The organism is Gordonia sputi NBRC 100414, from assembly GCF_000248055.1.
Taxonomy (GTDB): Bacteria; Actinomycetota; Actinomycetes; order Mycobacteriales; family Mycobacteriaceae; genus Gordonia; species Gordonia sputi.
Genome location: NZ_BAFC01000096.1, coordinates 16,588 through 36,043, shown reverse-complemented (window position 1 = coordinate 36,043; position 19,456 = coordinate 16,588). Strand labels below are relative to the sequence as shown.

At 66.9% G+C, this 19,456-nt stretch carries 17 protein-coding genes; 15 read left to right on the top strand and 2 right to left on the bottom strand.

What is annotated here, in order from left to right:
* The first annotated feature begins 273 nt into the window (after nt 1-273).
* The 13 genes from GOSPT_RS15705 to cofG all read left to right on the top strand — a co-directional run bounded on the left by GOSPT_RS15705 (nt 274) and on the right by cofG (nt 16,373).
* Entirely contained in the window at nt 274-1,350 is a 1,077-nt protein-coding gene (locus tag GOSPT_RS15705) for a thiamine ABC transporter substrate-binding protein (protein ID WP_005207390.1), read from the top strand.
* A complete protein-coding gene (locus tag GOSPT_RS15700; RefSeq protein ID WP_005207389.1) occupies nt 1,326-2,969 on the top strand; it encodes an ABC transporter permease in 1,644 nt (547 codons plus the stop codon). The genes GOSPT_RS15705 and GOSPT_RS15700 overlap by 25 nt, the downstream gene beginning before the upstream one ends.
* On the top strand, nt 2,966-4,012 hold the full coding sequence (locus GOSPT_RS15695; protein WP_005207388.1) for an ABC transporter ATP-binding protein: 1,047 nt from the start codon (nt 2,966-2,968) through the stop codon (nt 4,010-4,012). The genes GOSPT_RS15700 and GOSPT_RS15695 overlap by 4 nt, the downstream gene beginning before the upstream one ends.
* Nucleotides 4,009-4,419, top strand: coding sequence for an NUDIX domain-containing protein (locus tag GOSPT_RS15690; RefSeq protein WP_005207387.1), 411 nt, complete (start codon nt 4,009-4,011; stop codon nt 4,417-4,419). The genes GOSPT_RS15695 and GOSPT_RS15690 overlap by 4 nt, the downstream gene beginning before the upstream one ends.
* 239 nt (nt 4,420-4,658) lie before the next feature.
* On the top strand, nt 4,659-6,047 hold the full coding sequence (locus GOSPT_RS15685) for a lipase family protein (RefSeq protein ID WP_005207386.1): 1,389 nt from the start codon (nt 4,659-4,661) through the stop codon (nt 6,045-6,047).
* A 64-nt stretch (nt 6,048-6,111) separates the two neighbouring features.
* The gene (locus GOSPT_RS15680) at nt 6,112-6,999 is read left to right on the top strand and encodes an EamA family transporter (RefSeq protein WP_005207385.1); all 888 of its coding nucleotides are present in this window, start codon (nt 6,112-6,114) and stop codon (nt 6,997-6,999) included.
* 177 nt (nt 7,000-7,176) lie between these two features.
* Nucleotides 7,177-9,102, top strand: coding sequence for a translational GTPase TypA (gene typA, locus GOSPT_RS15675; RefSeq protein WP_039856245.1), 1,926 nt, complete (start codon nt 7,177-7,179; stop codon nt 9,100-9,102).
* 86 nt (nt 9,103-9,188) lie between these two features.
* Nucleotides 9,189-11,123, top strand: coding sequence for an ABC transporter family substrate-binding protein (locus GOSPT_RS15670; protein ID WP_051993951.1), 1,935 nt, complete (start codon nt 9,189-9,191; stop codon nt 11,121-11,123).
* On the top strand, nt 11,108-12,031 hold the full coding sequence (gene mshB, locus GOSPT_RS15665) for an N-acetyl-1-D-myo-inositol-2-amino-2-deoxy-alpha-D-glucopyranoside deacetylase (RefSeq protein ID WP_051993949.1): 924 nt from the start codon (nt 11,108-11,110) through the stop codon (nt 12,029-12,031). Before GOSPT_RS15670 ends, mshB begins: the two co-directional genes overlap by 16 nt.
* Nucleotides 12,031-12,402: a hypothetical protein gene (locus tag GOSPT_RS15660; protein ID WP_005207381.1), complete on the top strand. Its 372-nt coding sequence runs from the start codon at nt 12,031-12,033 to the stop codon at nt 12,400-12,402. Before mshB ends, GOSPT_RS15660 begins: the two co-directional genes overlap by 1 nt.
* A 79-nt stretch (nt 12,403-12,481) precedes the next feature.
* The gene (locus GOSPT_RS15655) at nt 12,482-13,621 is read left to right on the top strand and encodes an FO synthase (protein ID WP_039856243.1); all 1,140 of its coding nucleotides are present in this window, start codon (nt 12,482-12,484) and stop codon (nt 13,619-13,621) included.
* 11 nt (nt 13,622-13,632) lie between these two features.
* The gene (locus tag GOSPT_RS15650) at nt 13,633-15,123 is read left to right on the top strand and encodes a flavin-containing monooxygenase (RefSeq protein WP_039856258.1); all 1,491 of its coding nucleotides are present in this window, start codon (nt 13,633-13,635) and stop codon (nt 15,121-15,123) included.
* Between the two features lie 17 nt (nt 15,124-15,140).
* Complete coding sequence (gene cofG, locus GOSPT_RS15645) at nt 15,141-16,373, top strand: 7,8-didemethyl-8-hydroxy-5-deazariboflavin synthase CofG (RefSeq protein WP_005207378.1); 1,233 nt, start codon at nt 15,141-15,143, stop codon at nt 16,371-16,373.
* Nucleotides 16,374-16,432: 59 nt separating this feature from the next.
* Here cofG and GOSPT_RS15640 read toward each other — a convergent pair whose 3' ends face one another.
* Nucleotides 16,433-16,801, bottom strand: coding sequence for a rhodanese-like domain-containing protein (locus GOSPT_RS15640; protein WP_174273065.1), 369 nt, complete (start codon nt 16,799-16,801; stop codon nt 16,433-16,435).
* A 24-nt stretch (nt 16,802-16,825) separates the two neighbouring features.
* Complete coding sequence (locus tag GOSPT_RS15635; protein WP_005207376.1) at nt 16,826-17,425, bottom strand: cupin domain-containing protein; 600 nt, start codon at nt 17,423-17,425, stop codon at nt 16,826-16,828.
* 468 nt (nt 17,426-17,893) lie between these two features.
* Here GOSPT_RS15635 and fdxA point away from each other — a divergent pair, with 468 nt between their 5' ends.
* Both fdxA and dapC read left to right on the top strand, forming a co-directional pair.
* Nucleotides 17,894-18,226 carry a ferredoxin gene (gene fdxA, locus GOSPT_RS15630; RefSeq protein ID WP_005207375.1) on the top strand — a complete coding sequence of 111 codons (333 nt, stop codon included), beginning with the start codon at nt 17,894-17,896 and terminating at the stop codon, nt 18,224-18,226.
* A gap of 1 nt (nt 18,227) precedes the next feature.
* On the top strand, nt 18,228-19,352 hold the full coding sequence (gene dapC, locus GOSPT_RS15625; protein WP_005207374.1) for a succinyldiaminopimelate transaminase: 1,125 nt from the start codon (nt 18,228-18,230) through the stop codon (nt 19,350-19,352).
* The last annotated feature ends 104 nt before the right edge of the window (nt 19,353-19,456 follow it).

Here is a 19,456-nt window from a genome sequence, read left to right as displayed (position 1 = left end):
CGGTGTCCAGGGGAGCCTAACGCCGCAAGCACCCCGGTTTTGGTGCAGGTGATGCAATTGTTACGAATGTTACGTACGGACATGCACTGTCTGCTGGTCTGCGGAACGTGTGCGATGCACCTGGTTAGATCGACAAGAGTTCGATCAACGTCGGTCTTCTCGGTGGTGTGTCTTTCTTCAATGCTGTCGCCCGAGTTCTATGTGTCGGACGGCGTCGATCTCGCATGCGAAGAGCACCACGAGATGTGGATCGCCCGGAGATGAGGAGCGCTGGTGACAGACCGGACCGCAGTGAGACGCCCCCGCTGGGAGCGGAGTACGCGCAGAGGGTTGGTACGCACCGGGGCGGTGGCCGCAGCGGTTGTCGCGGTCGGAGCGTCGATGCTGACCGCGTGTGGCGACGATCCGTCGTCGAATTCTCAGGTCACGCTGTTGACCCACGATTCGTTCGATCTCCCGCAAACGGTCTTCGACGAGTTCAAGAAGGAGACCGGCCAGACGCTCAAGGTCGTCAAGAGCGGCGACGCGGGCCAGCTGGCGTCGACGGTGTCTCTCACGCCGGGTTCGCCGAAAGGTGACGCGGTGTACGGGATCGACAACACGTTCGCGACCCGACCCATTCAGGCCGGGGCGCTCGAGTCGTACGCATCGCCCGCTCTGGCCGACGGCGCCGATCGATACGCGGTGCCCGACTCGAACAACGAGCTGACGGCGGTCGACCGTGGCGACGTCTGTCTCAACATCGACGACGAGTGGTATCGACGCGAGGGCCAGACCCCGCCGAAGAGTCTGCGCGACCTGACCGATCCCACCTACGCCAAGCAGGCCGCGCTGATCGACCCCGGCACGTCGTCGCCGGGTATGGCATATCTGCTCAGCACTGTCGGAGTATTCGGGAACAACTGGCAGGACTACTGGAAGCAGGTGTCCGCGGCGGGCGCGACGATCGTGTCGGGTTGGGAGATCGCGTACAACCAGCTCTTCACTGCCGGAGAAGGCAAGGGTGACAAGCCGATAGTGCTGTCGTACGCCTCGTCGCCTGCTGCGACGCCGGGGACGAGTGCACTACTGGACAGTTGCTTTCGGCAGGTCGAGTACGTCGGCGTGCTCAAGGGTGCTCCCAATGCGGCCGGTGCCCGCAAACTCGTCGACTTCATGCTGAGTCCCACTGTGCAGAAGGCGCTTCCGGCGTCGATGTACGTGTACCCGGTGCAGAAGAACACGCCGTTGCCCGACGGCTGGGCGCAACGTGCACCGATCCCACAGTCGACGGTGAATCTCCCGCCCGCATACATTGCGCAGAATCGGGAGACGTGGCTTCAGCAATGGCGCAGCGCAGTCGGTCGCTGAACAGCAACCGCCTCGGAGGCTGGCTGCTCGCTGCCGTTCCCGTGGTGTTCCTCGGGGTGCTCTTCGTGTGGCCGGTTGCCGCGCTCGTGTGGCGCGCGATCTCCCAGAACGGTGACGCCGCAACAGGATCAGCATCGCTGGGGGAGTTGTTCACGCGAACACACGCGGCTCACCTGCTGGGGGTGACACTCGCCCAGGCGGCCGCGTCGACGGCGCTGGCGCTGATGGTTGCCGCACCCATCGTCTGGTTGTCGTCGAGGCTGCGGGGAGCGTCGGCGATGATTCTGAGCGTCGTCGTGACGGTGCCGTTCGTCTTGCCGACGGTGGTGGTCGGTGTCGCGTTCCGAGCGGTCTTCGACGGCCCACTCGCCTTTGCGCACATCGGTTCCGGATGGTGGGCGGTGCTGGCCGCGCACGCTTTTCTCAACGTCGCGGTGGTGGTTAGGGTTGTCAGCGCGGCGTGGCGCGGGCTCGACACCCGTGCTCTCGATGCCGCACGCACGTTGGGCGCCGGGCGGTTTCGTGCGTGGCGGACGGTGATCGCCCCCGCGCTGCTGCCCGCGGTCGGCGCCGCTGCCACGTTGATCTTCCTGTTCTGCTCGACCAGTTTCGGCGTGATCATCATCCTGGGTGGCGGCACGCTACGCACACTGGAAACCGAGATCTACCAACAGGCCATCGGCTACTTCCGGATTCCGGAGGCGGTGGCGTTGTCGCTGTTGCAGATCGTCGTCGTGGTCGTCGCACTGTTGCTCACCCGCCTCGTCACGGCACGGTCGCGAAGTTCCGCCACGAGCACGCGCGCGCCTCGGCGTCGTCGACTCCGGGGGTGGGCGCGGGTGTCGGCGACGCTCGCGTGGGCCTTGACGATCGTGGGCCTGGTCGTTCCGATCGTGGTGCTCGCGGTGCGGTCGGTTCGCCCCGGTCGTGACGGCGCGTGGACTCTTGCCGGCTATCGCGCGCTGGCGGAGCCGGTGAACGGTGTGACACCACTTGCGACGCTGCGGTATTCGTTTCTCTCCGCCTTGCTGGCGATGCTGATCGCGCTGGTCGTCGGTGTCATGGCCGCGATCGCACTGCACACCGCACGAGGCGCTGCGCGGACGGTTGGCGCGGTCCTGGCGCTCATCCCGCTCGGGATCAGTGCTGTCACACTCGGTTTCGGTTATCTCATTGTGCTGTCGGAGCTTCCCGCACGAACGGCGTCCTCGCCGTTGATCATTCCGTGTGTTCAGGCGCTGATCGCGATACCGGTCGTGATCGGGATTCTCGTGCCCGCGCTCGACGCGGTTCCCGACCGTGCACGCGCTGCTGCTGCGACGCTCGGGGCGGGCCCGCTGCGCGTGCTGCGCACCATTGACCTTCCCGCGATCGGCAGGTCGCTGGCCGCCGCAGCAGGATTCGCATTCGTGATGGCGCTCGGCGAATTCGGTGCGACGAGTTTTCTGGCGCGCGCCGACACCACGACGCTGCCGGTGTTGATCGGGTCCGCGCTGAACCGTCCCGGCGCAACACAATTGGCGACGGCGATGGCGGCGTCGATGCTGCTCGTCGTGGCGACCGCCGTGGCGATGCTCGCCGTCGAAGTGCTCAGGCCTCGGTCGAGGGCGGTGCTGTGAAGCTCGAACTCGAGGGCGTGCGCATCTCCTACGGTGCGCACACGGTGATCGACGATCTTGACTGGAGCGTCGGGGCGCACGGTCTCGTGACCGCGCTGCTCGGTCCGTCGGGGTGTGGAAAGTCGACGCTGATCCGCGCCATCGCAGGTCTCGAAGAGGTCGAGCGGGGAAGTATCCGCCTCGACGGAGACGATGTGGTCCGAGTGCCGCCGCACCGCAGGGACTTCGGTGTTGTCTTTCAGGACGGTCAACTGTTCGGCGGCAGAAGCGTCGGTGCCAACGTCGCCTACGGACTCAAGGCCAGGCACATGGGCAGGTCACAGATCGCCGAACGGGTTGCCGAGATGCTCGAACTCGTACAGTTGCCCGGATTTGAGCGGCGTTCGGTCGACGAACTGTCGGGCGGGCAGGCGCAACGCGTCGCGTTGGCGCGTGCGCTCGCGCCCCACCCCCGACTGCTGCTGCTCGACGAACCGCTCGCCGCACTCGATCGCAGACTGCGCGACGAGCTGGCCGTCGACATCGGTCGCGCCGTGCGGGCGACCGCGACACCCGCGATCCTGGTCACCCACGATCACACCGAGGCGGCGCTGGTTGCCGACGCGATCTCGGTGATGAGGTCGGGCGACATCGTGCAGACGGATCCACCTGCGCGGCTGTGGCAGAGACCGGTCGATACGTGGACTGCACAGTTCCTCGGATGCACGACGGTGGTGCAGGCGCGACGAACCGACGGTGTGATCAGCACGTCGTTGGGCGTCGTCGACCCGGAATCCCTGCGGATCGACAATGACTGGGAATCAGGCGAACTCGGACTCCGCGCGGAGTCGCTCGCCGCGGAAGCAATTGCGCGCGACCGGACTCTCGACGCGGATGCGGTTCGTGGCGAGGTGGTCGTGGTGGCCGATCTTCCTGCAGGCCAGCGGATTCGGGTGTCGACATCGGTGGGTGAGGTCGATGCGGTGTCGCCGGACGGTGTGCGCGTGGGGGATTCCGTCGCGCTGCGGTTGCGTCCTGAACACGTGGCGGTGATCGGCAGGTGAGCACGAGGATCGTCGTCGCGGGTGCCATCACCACCTCCGATGGCCGACTTCTTTTGGCGCAGCGCAGTTATCCGCCACAGGTTGCCGGTCTGTGGGAGCTTCCGGGTGGCAAGGTCGAAGACGGCGAAGACCTGGCGACCGCGTTGCGTCGTGAACTGCGCGAAGAACTCGAGGTCGACGTCGAGGTGGGTGCACGCCTCGCCGACTCCGTCGAACTCTCGCACGACCTGACGCTCGTCGCGCTGTGGGCGCGGATCGTCGACGGTGCGCCGAGGGCGGTCGAACACTCCCGACTGCTGTGGGTGAGCGCCGACGAACTCGACGATATGGCTGCGGTGGGCCGGCTGGTGCCCGCCGATACCGCGTGGCTGCCCGAACTCCGAAAGGTTCTGCGCCGAGCGCGATGACAGGGCAAGCGTCAACTCGTTACATCACGAATCGGTAATCGAACCTGCACTCAGACGACACTCGGTTTACTGTCGTACACCGAACACCGGGGGTGGCGATCCGCACATCCCGTCGTACCAGGGGAGCACGCGACATCGCTGTGGCTGTCGAATCGAAAGTGGGAGTCGGAGTGGGCAATCGAGGGGGAGAAACGCCGTATCGGCGTACGGTTCGGTCGCGTGGCGGCCGGTGGCGATCGATGGCGACCATCATTTGCGTCGTGGCGCTCACGGTCGCCGGGATGTTGGGAACGAGCGCGGTGTTCGACGCCGGTCGCGCCGCGGCGGCACCGCTCGGGTCGTCGGGCTCAGCCGATAGCGGTTCGGCGGGATCGTCGGGTGGCAGCGACCCCTTCTACACACCGCCGACGGGCGCGCTTCCCGCGCCAGGCACACTGCTTCGGACACAGTCCATGTCGACGTTCATCACCGTGCCCAATCGGGCCGGGAAGATCCCGGCGTCGGCGACGAAGATCTTGTATGTGTCGACGAATGCTCTCGGCAAGAAGGTCGCGGTCAGCGGCTACTATTTGCAACCGTCGCGGCCGTGGGCCGGACCGGGCACGCGTCCCCTCGTCTCCTACGGGCCCGGTGCACACGGCATGGGCGACCAGTGTGCGCCTTCACGTTTGGTCTCCTCGCCGAACGTGGCGTCACCCGGCGGACCGATGGCCGAGATCGAAGCACTGATCACCTACAACCTGCTCGCGCGCGGCTACGGCGTGGTGAGCACCGACTACATCGGACTGGGGACACCCGGCGATCACACCTTCGCGATGCGCATCGACCAGGGCAACGCCGTGATCGATGCCGCACGCGCCGCGTTGCACCTGCCCGGCGTGAATCCGGCCACCAAGGTCGCGCTCGCCGGTTATTCGCAGGGCGGCGCCGCGACGGCCGCTGCAGCGGAACTGATTGACTCCTACGCCCCCGACCTGGCCAACCATGTTGTCGGAATCTATGCGGGCGGTGCTCCGACCGATCTGCGCAGTCTGCTCAATCACCTCGACGGTCAGCGCCTCGGCGGAGCGATCGGGTGGGCCATCGACGGGGCGATGGCGCTGTATCCCGATATGGCGCAACAGATTCCTCCGCTGCTCAACGCCGAGGGCAAGCGCGTGACGAATCTTGTTCGCGGACAGTGCATCGTGGCGACGACCCTCATCGGATCGCCGAAGACCAGTACGTGGACGGCCAGCGGCAAGACAATCGGGGAGCTGATCGACTCCACCCCCGCGCTTGCCGCGCGCGTGAATGATCAGAAGGTCGGTATGCGCAAGCCCACCGATATCCCAATCCTGTTGTCCAGCAATCCCGTTGACCCGACGGTCCCCGTCTCGCAAGGTCAGACGCTCTTCGCCGAGTGGTGCGCCGAGAACCCACGATCACTCGAGTATCGGAACATCAGCTTTCCGGTGATCGGAGGAACTGCGTTGGGCCACATCGCGGGTGGAGTCGCCGGATACAACGAGGCCTACGAATGGCTCGCCGACAGATTCGCCGGGAAAGCCGCGGCGAGCGGATGCGTGCGGAAGGCGCCATCGAACGGACTGACGACGGGCTCGGCAGGATCATCCGGTTCGTCCTGACGACGATCGTGTCGGTGAAAACTTCCGTGCGAGGTGACTGCGGCGCGGAGTAGGTTCGTCGGCTGTGACGCAACAGCGACGGCAACGGGTCGAGCGGCCTTCGGCCACACGCGACGTGCGTTGGCTGGGTCCCGCGCTGATGCTCCTGGGTGGCACGTCGATGTACCTCGGTGCCGCCATCGCGATCGAGCTCTTCGACGTGGTGTCGCCCGCGGGTGTCGCGTGGTTGCGCATCGCCGGGGCAGGCCTCGTGCTGCTGATCGTGGTGCGTCCCGGCCGTGCCGCGTGGCAGTGGTCGCGGCTGCGCCTCGCGGGCATGTTCGGCCTGATGACGGCCGCGATGAACATCGCGTTCTACCTCGCGCTCGACCACCTGCCACTCGGCACGACGGTCGCACTCGAGTTTCTCGGTCCCATCGCGGTGGCGGCGGCCGGATCACGTACGAGGCGCGATGTCGCGGCGCTGCTCGCCGCGGTGATCGGCGTGGCACTCATCGTCGACGTGCACTGGGCGGGGAGTGTGCTCGGCGTCGTGCTGGCGCTCGTGGCCGCTGCGTGTTGGGCGGGTTACATCGTGCTGGGCCGGCGCGTCGCCGTCCGCGGGGCGGGGATCGAGGACCTGACAACGGGTTTCGTTGTCGCGGCGATCGTGACGTCGCCGCTGGCGCTGACCGTGGGACCGGCCGTGCGAGCCGGCGAGAACGTGTGGTGGCTCATCCTGCTCGCGCTGGGACTCGGGGTGCTCTCGACAGCGGTTCCGTACGCCCTCGATCAGGTCATCCTGCGTTCGGTGGGTCCGGCTCGGTTCGCCGTGCTGCTCGCATTACTGCCGGTCACAGCCGCTGTGGTGGGCTTCATCGCGTTGCGGCAAGTCCCCGCGCTCACCGAGCTGCTCGGAATCCTCGCCGTCGCCGGGGCGATCGGAGTCCAGGCGGGTGGTCGGTCGCGGTGACGATGACGACCCCTCGAAAGAGCACCGCAAAACACGCTCCCACCTGTGTGATCGCGCTCTCATGGTCCGAGCAGATACCCTGTTGAGCGTCGTAGAGTCCACATCCGGTGCCTGAAACCGGATCGCCGACGGCCCGCACATGCCTTCGGGACGTCGAAAAAGATGAAAGAGAGCTCAGTGAGCGCTGTCCCCAACTTCCGCAATGTCGCGATCGTCGCGCACGTCGACCATGGCAAGACCACGCTGGTCGACGCGATGCTCCGCCAGTCCGGAGTGTTCGGTGAGCGTGCCGAGCTCGTCGATCGCGTGATGGACTCCGGAGACCTCGAACGCGAGAAGGGCATCACCATTCTCGCGAAGAACACCGCGGTGCATCGTCGTCAGCCCGACGGCACCGAGGTCGTCATCAACGTGATCGACACCCCCGGCCACGCCGACTTCGGCGGTGAGGTCGAGCGCGGCCTGTCGATGGTCGACGGCGTCGTGCTGCTCGTCGACGCGTCCGAGGGTCCGCTCCCGCAGACCCGCTTCGTGCTGCGCAAGGCGCTCAGCGCATCGCTGCCGGTCATCCTGCTGGTCAACAAGACCGACCGTCCTGACGCGCGCATCTCGGAGGTTGTCTCCGAGACCCACGATCTGCTGCTCGACCTCGCCTCCGACCTCGACGACGAGGCCGCCGCCGCTGCCGAGCAGGTCCTCGACCTCCCGGTCCTGTACGCCTCGGGCCGCGCAGGCATCGCCAGCACGGTGGAGCCCGCGAACGGCGAGGTACCCGAGGGCGAGAACCTCGACCCCTTCTTCGACGTCCTGATGGAGCACGTCCCCGCGCCCAAGGGCGACGCGGACGCTCCGCTGCAGGCGCACGTCACCAACCTCGACGCCTCGCCGTTCCTCGGCCGCCTCGGGCTGGTCCGTATCCACAACGGCACCCTCAAGAAGGGCCAGACCGTCTCCTGGATGCGTGAGATCACCAAGGAGGACGGCACCGCGGAGCCGGTCGTCGAGCGCGCCAAGATCACCGAACTGCTCGCAACCGTCGGCGTGGAGCGCAGTCCGGCGGAGTCGGCGGTCGCAGGCGACATCGTGGCCATCGCCGGTATCCCCGAGATCATGATCGGCGACACCCTCGCCGATGCCGAGAACCCGGTTGCCCTGCCGCGCATCACCGTCGACGAGCCTGCCATCTCGGTCATCATCGGCACCAACACCTCGCCGCTCGCCGGTCGGGTGAAGGGCCACAAGCTCACCGCGCGCATGGTCAAGGATCGCCTCGACAGCGAGCTCATCGGCAACGTGTCGCTGCGCGTCGTCGACATCAATCGGCCCGACGCCTGGGAGGTGCAGGGTCGTGGTGAGCTCGCCCTCGCGATCCTCGTCGAGCAGATGCGACGCGAGAACTTCGAGCTGACCGTCGGCAAGCCGCAGGTGGTCACACGCAAGGTCGACGGCAAGGTGCACGAGCCATTCGAGCACCTGACGATCGACGTCCCCGAGGAGTACCTCGGTGCGGTGACCCAGTTGCTCGCGGCGCGTAAGGGTCGCATGGACCAGATGAACAACCACGGATCCGGTTGGGTCCGCATGGAGTTCCGGGTGCCTTCCCGCGGGCTGATCGGCTTCCGCACCGACTTCCTCACCGAGACGCGCGGCACCGGCATCGCCAACGCCGTGTTCGACGGCTACGACGCCTGGGCGGGCGAGATCCGCGCACGCCACACCGGCTCACTGGTCAGTGACCGTGCGGGTACGGTGACGCCGTTCGCGATGATCCAGCTCGCCGACCGCGGCACGTTCTTCGTCAATCCGGGCGACGACACCTACGAAGGTCACGTCGTCGGTATCAACCCGCGTGCGGAGGATCTCGACATCAATGTGACCCGCGAGAAGAAGCTGACCAACATGCGTCAGTCGTCGGCAGACGTCATGGAGACGCTGGCCAAGCCAATGCATCTCGAGCTCGAGGGTGCGATGGAATTCTGCGCAGCAGACGAGTGTGTCGAGGCGACCCCCGAGGTCGTGCGTGTGCGTAAGGTGCATCTCGATTCGTCCACGCGTGCCCGTGAGCGTTCGCGAGCCAAGACGCGTGATCAGGCGGCCGGCTAGCCGACCTCGTGAGTGTCGGGGTGGTGCTGACGTGAACATGGGGACGTGATGGTGGGGGTGAGTGGGTGACCGGCAGGAGGCCGCCGATGCGGGCGCGAGCGGTTGACCGTTCTCGACGGCGTAGGCACCTCCTGTTGGCGGTGCTGAGCGCTGTTGTGGCCGCGACGATGGCCGGGTGCATGTCCGACCCGCCGCCGCCGGTCCGCGAGACCGAGGCCCCACCGCAGACCCCCGCCGAGTACCCGACGGAGAAGACGATCTACGTCGCCACCGACTCGGTCGGCCAGGGATTCAATCCGCATCTCGCCGCCGATCAGAGCCCCGTCACCACGGCGATCGCCTCGATGACACTGCCGAGTGCGTTCGAACCCGTTCAGACGCCCGACGGTGTTGTCTGGCAGCGCTCCGAGGCGCTGCTCACCTCGGCGGAGGTCACGTCGCAGCAGCCGTTCACGGTCACCTACAAGATCCACACCAATGCGCAGTGGTCCGACGGTCTGCCCGTCACCGGCGACGATTTCAGCTACCTGTGGCAACAGATGTCTCGACAGCCCAACGTCGTCGCGCCCGCGGGGTACCGGTTGATCGACTCCGTGGAGTCGAGCAGCGGTGGCAAGGTGGTGACGGTCAAGTTCGCGCGCGCATACCCGGCATGGCGCGAGATGTTCACCTGGCTGCTTCCCAGTCACGTCCTGAAGGGGGCGCCCGCCGGATTCCAGACCGGTATGGACAGCGGTAAGCCGGTGTCGGCTGGTCCGTTCTCGGTGTTCTCGATCGACACCACCCGCGACGAGGTGCGCCTGATCCGCAACGACCGCTTCTGGGTGAAGCCGTCGATCCTCGACCAGGTGGTGTTGCGCAGAGCGGGTACCGCGTCGCAGATGGTGGAGTCCGTACGTTCGGGCGACTCGTCGCTCGCGACGCTGGCCACCGGGCCCGCCAGTAGCGCAGAACTCGCCGCCGTCCCAGGGATCGCGACGCAGCGCTCGGCGACGTCACGAGCGTTGAGTATCAGCGTCAACGCGCGCACTCCGGTGATGAACTCGGTGGCGGTTCGTCGAGCAATCTTGGGAATGATCGACCCGGCGGTCGTCACCTACGCGGGCGCGGGCGACACCATCGTCACGCCGTACGCGAACACCGTTCTCGCACCGTCGGATCCGGGGTACTTCGCAGTCGACCGCCAGCGCCCGAGCGTCGAGCAGATCGACGAGTTGCTCGGGTCGGCGGGCTACCGGCGTGGAGCGCCGACCCCGACCTCGACGCCGCCCGCCGGTTCGTCGGTTCCCTCGAGTGCACCGGCCACCAGTTCTGTGTCACCTTCGTCGGGAGCCCCGTCGTCCTCGACGGCCCCCGTCTCCCCGTCGTCCTCGACGCCACCCGACCCCGCGTCGACCATGTCGCCGGTACCCGACGGTGTCGCCGCTTTCTCCAAGGACGGCCGCGACCTCGCCGTGCGCGTCGGTGCGATCAGCGGTGACGCGCGGTCGACCGCCGCCGCTGCCAACATCGTCGACCAGCTACGCAACGCCGGTGTCCGTGCCGCCGTGGTCTCCCTGCCCAACAACGAGTTGTATGGGGTCGCCCTCACCGAATCGCGTGTCGACATGGCCGTTGGCTGGACGGGCCTCGGCGTGCCGCCTGCCGCGGCACTGGCGTCCCAGGTCGATTGCGATCAGCCCAAGCCGGGTACGGCACCGAGCCTCTCGACGCCGCCGACCCCCACGAGCGATGCCCCCGACCAGCAGCAGCAGACGTCGACCCAGGACGTCTACGCGTCGAATCCCTCGGGAGTCTGCGACAACGTCCTCATCGGCCTCGCGCGCGACGCGTTGTCGTCGGACAACCCGCTTCCGCAGTTGACCGAGGCCGAACCGCTGCTGGCAGCGCAGTCGATTTATCTGCCGCTCTATCAGGACAGCATGATGGTGGGTGTGACGCGCAAGGTGACCCGTGTTCCGCTGTCCGGACCGATCCAGGTCTCGATCTTCGGCACGGCGAGCACATGGAATCTCTCGTGAGCGACCAGCGATCCGATCGTCGACTGCTGCTGCTTCACGCGCATCCCGACGACGAGACGATCATGACCGGGGGCACCATCGCGCGGTACCTCGCCGAGGGCGTCGACGTGCGCGTCCTCACGTTCACGCTCGGCGAGGAGGGCGAGGTGATCGGCGACGAATGGGCGCAGTTGGTCGCCGACGGCGGTGCCGATCAACTCGGCGGCTACCGTATCCGCGAGCTGACCGATGCGCTGGCCGCGCTCACTCCGGAGGGTGCAGCGCCGCTGCGTCCAAAGTTCCTCGGCGGTGCGGGGCATTGGCGCGATTCGGGGATGGCCGGTTCGGCGTCGGCGCAGCATCCGCGTGCGCTCGCGCAAGCGCGCTTCGACGACGTCGTGGCAACACTCGCGAACGTCATCGCCGAGTTCGACCCGCACGTCCTCGTCACCTACGACATGGCGGGCACCTACGGTCACCCCGACCACAAGATGGTCCACACGGCGTCGATGGCGGCGATCCCACTCGTCGAGGCCCGAACCGGGCGTGAGCTAATCGTCTGGGAGTCGGTCACCGAACACAGTGCGCTGCACGAGGGATTGGCCTCGGCGAGCAGTGTTCCGCAGGGGTGGCGGATGCCCGGGACGGGGGAGTTGCCCAGCTATCCCGACGACGAGATCGACGCCGCGATCGACGTCAGCGCCGTCTACGACCGCAAGGTCGACGGGCTGCGTGCACACGCCACGCAAGTGACCGTCGCGCCGTCGGGAACCGAGTACGCGCTCAGCAACAACATCCTGCAACCGATCATGAGCGACGAACACTTCGTGCTGCGGTCGAACCGGGATCGCCTCACGTCTGGGCGCCGGGCTGCGGATCTCTTCTTCTCGGACCACGCGTCTGACGGCTCGTCCGACGGAGTGGCGTGATGCGTGTCGCCGACCGCGTGCTCCTCGGATTCCTGATCCTCGATGGATTCATCGTCGGACTCCTCTCGGTCGGCTTCGTCTATCTGCGCCTCGGAGGGACACCCGTACCGGTCGCTGCGATCGGCGCCGGCCTGCTCAACTGCCTGCTGCTGTGGCTGGCCGCGAAGTACACCGACGGCCCGCTGCGGTACGGCCCCCTGGTGGCGTGGCTGATTGTGCTTGCCGTGGCCGGCATGGGTGGCCCGGGCGGCGACGTGATGCTCGCGCTGCAGGGCAGCATGACGCTCGCGACCTTGCTGCTCGTGATCATCGGACTCGGTGCACCCGTCGCGTTGGTGTGGTCGAGACGCCTGCCCGAGGCCGAGGCCTGACCGGGGTTCCGCGTCCGCTGAGCCTCTCCAGCCGCGTCCGCCGGGGGTAGCGACGGCGGCGATCGTTAGAGTGTTCTGCATGGTGTTGCGCGCGTGGGCGAGTGACCGCCCCGCCCCAGTCGAATCGGTTCGGTCGGCATTGGCCGCTGTGCGAGCCGACCCGGCGTCGGTGACCGACGCCGAGTGGGTGGCCTTGCTCGGCGCCGATGATGACGACCTGCTCGCGTTGTGCGCACTCGCCGACGCCGCCCGCAGGGAGGTCACCGATCCCGACGTCATGACCTTCGTGGTGAACCGAAACTTCGACACCGCGGTTGTCGCGGCCGACGATTCGGCAGTCTCGATCGAGGCGCTCGTCGCCGAGGCGTGGACGCTCGGCGCCACCGAGATCTGCATGCAGGGCGCGATACCAGGCGATGAACGCGGCGACGTCTACCTGCGAATCATCGAAAGAATCCACGCCGCGTCACCCGACATGCACCTGCACGCCTTCCGACCACCCGAGATCCGCGACGGTGCTGCGCGCATGAATCTCGACGTCCCGGAGTTCCTCCGGCTGGCGCGCACCGCGGGACTCGGGTCGGTACCGGGCACCGCGGCACAGATTCTCGACGACGAGGTACGTGCGGCACTGCATCCCGCAGGTGCGCCACAGCCGGTATCGGAGTGGGTCGACACGATCCGCGCCGCCCATTACGCGGGCCTGTTCTCCACCGCCACTCTGCTGTACGGCCACGTCGAAGAGCCCGAGCATGTGGTCGCACACCTGCGACTGCTCGCGCGCATCGCCGACGAGACCCACGGCTTTCACGAGTTGATCGTCATGCCGCTGCTGCCCGAGAACGCACCACCTCACCTCGCCGGCGCGGCCACCCACTCGGTCGGTGTTCGTGAGACCCGAGCAGTCCACGCGGTCGCGCGTCTGATGATGCTCGGACACATCGACCACATCCAGGTCGCCTGGACCAAGCTCGATCGCGACGTCGTCCTCGACGTTCTCGCGGGCGGGGCCGACGACATCGGCGGCTTGCTGCTCGACGGCGAGCTCTCGCCGGAATCCGGCCAGGAGGCCGGTCGCACGCTGTCCGTCTACGACATCGCGGAGATCGCTCACGCGGTTGGTCGGCTGCCCCGGCAGCGTCGTACCGACTATGGCGATCCTCCGGAGGGGCGTCGAATCACGTTGCCGCGCAACGAGAATATGCGGGCCTGCGGGTGACTGCCGATCATGTGAGCACGCCTGACCGTCGAGCTGTCGCAGAGCCCGACGTCGACGTCGTGATCGTCGGTGCCGGGTTCGCCGGAATCGGGATGGCCACCAAGCTCGCTCGACGTGGAGGCGAGTCGTTTCTCGTTCTCGAGCGTGCCGACGCCGTCGGGGGAACGTGGCGGGACAACACCTATCCGGGTATTGCCTGCGACATTCCGGCGCATCTCTACTCTTTCTCGTTCCGTCCGCCTGCCGATTGGTCGTCGGTGTATCCCAGTGGTGGCGAGATCCGCGAGTACCTCGAACGGACCGTGCTCGACGAGGGATTCGACGACCGACTCCGACTCGGCTGTGAGCTGCTCGACGCCACCTGGAATCCCGTAGCGGCTCGGTGGACGATCACGACGTCCGACGGCGAGATCATCTGCCGTGCATTGGTTCTCGCTGTCGGGCGGTTGTCGGAGCCGAGAGTCCCCGACATCGAGGGACTCGACTCATTCACCGGCGAGGTGGTCCACACCGCCGCCTGGCGTGACGACCTACCGCTCGACGGCGCGCGCATCGGTCTGGTGGGTACCGGTGCGTCGGCGGTGCAGATCGCTCCGCATCTCGCCGAGAACGCCGAAGAACTCGTCGTCTTCTGTCGGACGCCACCGTATGTCGTGCCGCGTGACGATCGGCAGTACACCGTTGAAGAACGCGCCACCTACCTCGATCCCGCTGTCGCAGATGATGTGCGCGATCAGCTTCTGCGCGACGCCGATGCCGCGTTCCGTCAGCGGCTCGCGCTGCACCCGGATATCGACGAGATCCGCGCGCGCGCACGAACTCAGCTGCACGCCCAGATCGACGATCCGGAACTCCGATCGATCCTCACACCCGACTACGAGATCGGGTGCAAACGCATCCTGTTGAGCGACGACTTCTATCCGACGCTTCTGCGCGACAACGTGATTCTCGAGCCGAGTGCGCTCGACACGGTGCGCGAATCGAAGGCTCGCGCGGCCAGTGGACGCTGCTATGACCTCGACTTACTCGTGATGGCAACGGGATTCGAGGCCGCCCGACCTCCAGTCTCCACGCGCATCACCGGTGTCAGCGGCGAACGGCTCGACACGCACTGGTCCGACGGGATGACGTCGTACGCGTCGACCACCGTGCACGGCTTCCCCAACATGTTCGTGCTCGACGGCCCCAATGCCGCACTGGGGCACAACTCCGCCATCTACATGATCGAGACCCAACTCGGCTACGTTCTCGGCGCGCTCGATGTACTCGCCGACGACGGCATCCGATCGGTGGAGGTCACCGCCGACGCCGAAGCCTCCTACACAGCCGAGATCGACGAACGCGCCTCGTCGACGGTGTGGTTGACCGGCTGCAACAGTTGGTATGTCGATCCGGACAGCGGAAGGCTGACGCTGCTCTGGCCTGGTACGGCAGTCTCGTTTCGAGAGAGAAACGGTACGTTCGATGTAGGGCCGTATGTCGTCGAGACCCGCGAGGGGTGAGCGTGATGACAACTGACATGACTGCACGTGAGGCGCTCGACGTGGTGCGCGCGGGCGGCGACGTCGGGCTCGCCGAGGCGACGGCGCTGCTGTCGGCGTCGGGCGACGACCTGACCGCGGTGGCGGCGGTCGCGTCGGCGATGCGCGACGAGGGGCTTGCCGAGGTGGGTCGGGAACGTCAGATCACCTACTCGCGCAAGGTGTTCGTGCCGTTGACGCGGCTGTGCCGCGACCGGTGTCACTACTGCACGTTCGTGACGGTGCCGGGCAAACTGGCACGGGCGGGCGAGGGCATGTTCCTCGAGATCGACCAGGTGCTGTCGATCGCACGCCAGGGAGCCGCGCTCGGCTGCAAAGAAGCGCTGTTCACCCTGGGCGACCGGCCGGAGGATCGCTGGCCGCAGGCGGGCGAATGGCTTGCCGCACGGGGATATTCGTCGACACTCGACTACGTGCGCGCAGCAGCGGTTGCCGTCCTCGAAGACACCGGCCTGCTGCCGCATCTCAACCCCGGCGTGATGAGCGCCGAGGAGATGGCGGTGTTGCGGCCCGTTGCGCCCTCGATGGGCATGATGCTCGAGACCACCTCGCGCAGACTGTTCACCGAGAAGGGGCAACCGCACTACGGCAGCCCCGATAAAGACCCGTTGGTCCGGCTGCAGGTGCTTCGCGATGCGGGTGATCTGCGGATTCCCTTCACCACGGGCATCCTCGTCGGCATCGGCGAGAGCTTGACCGAACGCGCGGAATCGCTACTCGCACTTGCCGATATCGCGCGTGCCGGTCACATCCAAGAGGTGATCGTGCAGAACTTCCGGGCCAAGCCCGACACCGCGATGCGCGGCACACCCGACGCCGAGATGACCGAGTTCCTCGCGGCTGTGGCAACCGCACGCATCGTGCTCGGGTCGCGCATGCGGGTGCAGGCGCCGCCGAACCTGGTGTCGGGGGAGGAGTGCGCGGCGTTGATCGCCTCGGGCATCGACGACTGGGGTGGCGTGTCGCCGCTGACGCCCGACCACGTCAACCCCGAACGTCCGTGGCCCAACCTGACCACTCTCGCCGAGATCACCGCGGAATCGGGATACGTTCTCGCCGAGCGGATCACGGCCCAACCGCCGTACGTGCTCGACGCCGAGAACTGGATCGATCCGTCACTGACGGCGCACGTTGCGGCACTCGCCGACCCGGACACCGGACTCGCGGCAGACGCCATGCCGTCGGGCCGTCCCTGGCCCGCCGTCGCGTGAGCGAGTCTGAGGCGTCGGGAGGTCTCGCGGCTTCGGGAGGTCTTGCGGCACTGAGAAGTTCAGTCGTCTGACTGCGTGGCGAGGATCGCTCGGTAGCCGCCGACGACGTCGGTGGCGCGGTGTAAGCCCAACTGCTGCAACGACGCCGCGGCCAAGCTCGACGTGTAGCCCTCGGAGCACAGGATGATCCACCGCACGTCGTGATCGACCGCCTCGTCGATCCGGGCGTCACTGGCGGGATCGCAGCGCCATTCCAGGACGTTGCGCTCGATGACCAGTGCGTCGGGATACTCTCCTTCGGCGGCGCGCTGCGCGGCGGGCCGGATATCGACGAGGACTGCACCGCTCTCGAGTTCGGCGGGCAGGTCCGCGGCGTCGACCCGCTGGAGGCTTTCGCGCGCGTTCAGCAGGAGGTCATTGATCGTCATCGGCACACCGCAAGGCTATCGGGATCATTCGGGTTCGTCGGTGAGTTCTGTGCGTGTGCGTCGCGATCTGCTCGCGTCGGTGACCTCGTAGAACGACATCGCCGTCAGGGGTGGCGAATAGGCATGCACGCTGAGGGTGGGGCCCGGTTCGTTCACCGAGCCGAGGCGGTGCGAGGTTGCGTGCGCCTGGTTGAGGCCGCGCAGCGGAGGTGCGCTGGCGTGATGCTGCACGTCGTGGACCCAACCGAGGGGAAACGACGCCTGGTCGCCCGCGGACAGGATGCGCAGTGCGAGGTCGTTGCCGGTCCAGCGGTACTCGCGTAGCGCGCCGGACAGCACGGTCAGTGCGCCGAGTGAGCCGGCATGGTCGTGCAGGTCCGTCGAGCGGTCGGGCGTCCAGCTGATCAGCCAGAGGTCGAGGTCGTCGTCGGATTCGAGGCGGGTCGACCAGCGCTCGACGGGGTCCCAGGACGGAGGCAGCAGGTGGTTATATCGACCGTCGAGAACGTCTGCGACGCCCTGATCGGTGATGCGCAGGAGGTCGGCGGGTCGAAGTCGTGTGGGAAGGGTGGCACTCGTCGGTCGTGTCGCGGCGCGGTGCACGGGATCGAGGGTCGAGGTCATGAGCACTCCGGAAGAAAGGTGGAGAGGGGTCGGGGATCGGCGGATGATCAGCGGCGTCGACAGTGCGCGATGGCCAATCCCACGCTGATCTGCTGGGCCCCGTTCCGGGCGATGATCAGACTCACCAGGACAGGATGCTCCCGACGTCTGCGCCGCGGGAGGGTTGGCGTCACGCTGAACGCAAATCGACGGCTGCCGTCGGGGAGGGAATCGAGTCGTCGAAACTGTGATCTTCGTCGTGCCGAGTTGCCCTGACCGGGAAAGATGTGGGCGATTGCACGGGGCGATGTGGGCTGTGGCATTGCCGGGCAGATAAGGTTGACGATGCGTGTGTGCTCGGCGCCTGTCTCGGGGGAGGTCGACGGTGCGCGCGTGCGACGCGATCAGCCCTCGCGTCGAGGTCTGCCGCCGTGTGAGCACACGCGGGCGCGAGCGGACACGTGAACGTGTGATGCGGAAAAGGAGAAAGTGGTGACGTACATCATCGCGGAGCCCTGTGTGGACGTGATGGACAAGGCCTGCGTCGAGGAGTGCCCTGTCGATTGCATCTACGAGGGTGGCCGCAGTCTGTACATCCAGCCGGATGAGTGCGTGGACTGTGGTGCCTGCGAACCGGTGTGTCCCGTGGAAGCGATCTTCTACGAGGACGACGTTCCCGACGAGTGGGAGCCCTACGTCAGCGCGAACGCCGACTTCTTCGACGACCTCGGTTCGCCGGGTGGCGCGAGCAAGGTCGGCAAGACCGACTTCGACCCGCCCTTCGTCAAAGAACTCCCGCCGATGAACGAGGGCGAGGACTGACTTGCGAACGGCCCGTCGGGCACGTGTGAGTGAGGCGCTACCCGATTTTCCCTGGGATTCGCTCGCCGAGGCCAAGGCGACTGCTGCCGCCCACGAGGACGGCATCGTCGACCTCTCTGTCGGCACGCCCGTCGATCCCGTCGACACGCTGATCCGTGAGGCGTTGGCGTCCGCGTCGGATTTCCCCGGCTATCCGACAACGATCGGTACGAAAGAGCTACGCGAGGCCGCAGCAGAGGCGCTCGCACGCCGGTACGGCGCATCGGATCTCGACGAATCGTCGATTCTCCCGGTCATCGGGACCAAAGAGGCCATCGCCGGGCTGACCTCCGCGCTCGGTATCGGCGTCGGCGACCACGTCGTGATCCCCGAGGTCGCCTACCCCACGTACGAAGTCAGCGCGCTGCTGGCGGGCGCGTCGGTGACACGAGCGGATTCGACGCTGCAGATCGGCCCGGTCATGGGCAGTTCGGCACCCGCGCTCATGTTCATCAACTCCCCGTCGAATCCGACGGGCCGCGTGCTGGGCGTCGACCATCTGCGCAAGGTGGTTGCATGGTGCCGCGAGCACGACACGATCCTCGCGTCCGACGAGTGCTACCTCGGACTGTCGTGGGACACCGAGGCGGTGTCGATTCTCGATCCGCGGGTCAGCGATGGCGACCACACCGGGCTACTCGCCATCCACTCCCTGTCGAAGATCTCCAACCTGGCGTCGTATCGCGCGGGCTTTTTCGCCGGTGACCGTGATCTGATCGCCGAACTCCTTGCCGTGCGCAAACATTCGGGCATGATCGTGCCGTTCCCGATCCAGGCCGCCATGACCGCTGCGCTCTCCGACGACACGCACGTCGAGGCGCAGCGCGCCCGCTACCAATTGCGCCGTTCGCGGTTGCTGCCCGCGGTGCGCGAGGCGGGTTTCCGCGTCGACGATTCGGAAGCCGGGCTGTACCTCTGGGCCACCCGGGGCGAGGGCTGCCGCGACACCGTTGCGTGGCTCGCCGAGCGCGGAATCCTGGCTGCCCCCGGAGACTTCTACGGACCGCTCGGGGTCAACCACGTGCGCTTCGCTCTGACCGCCACCGACGAGCGCATCGACGCCGCCGTGGCGCGGCTCACCGCCTGAGGGCCCCGTCCCGCCGACTGGGCGCTCTATCCCGCCGACTGTGCGTCGCCCACCCGGCGGCCCGCCACAAATGTGTGTTGAACGTAAAGATGTGGGTGCTGCAG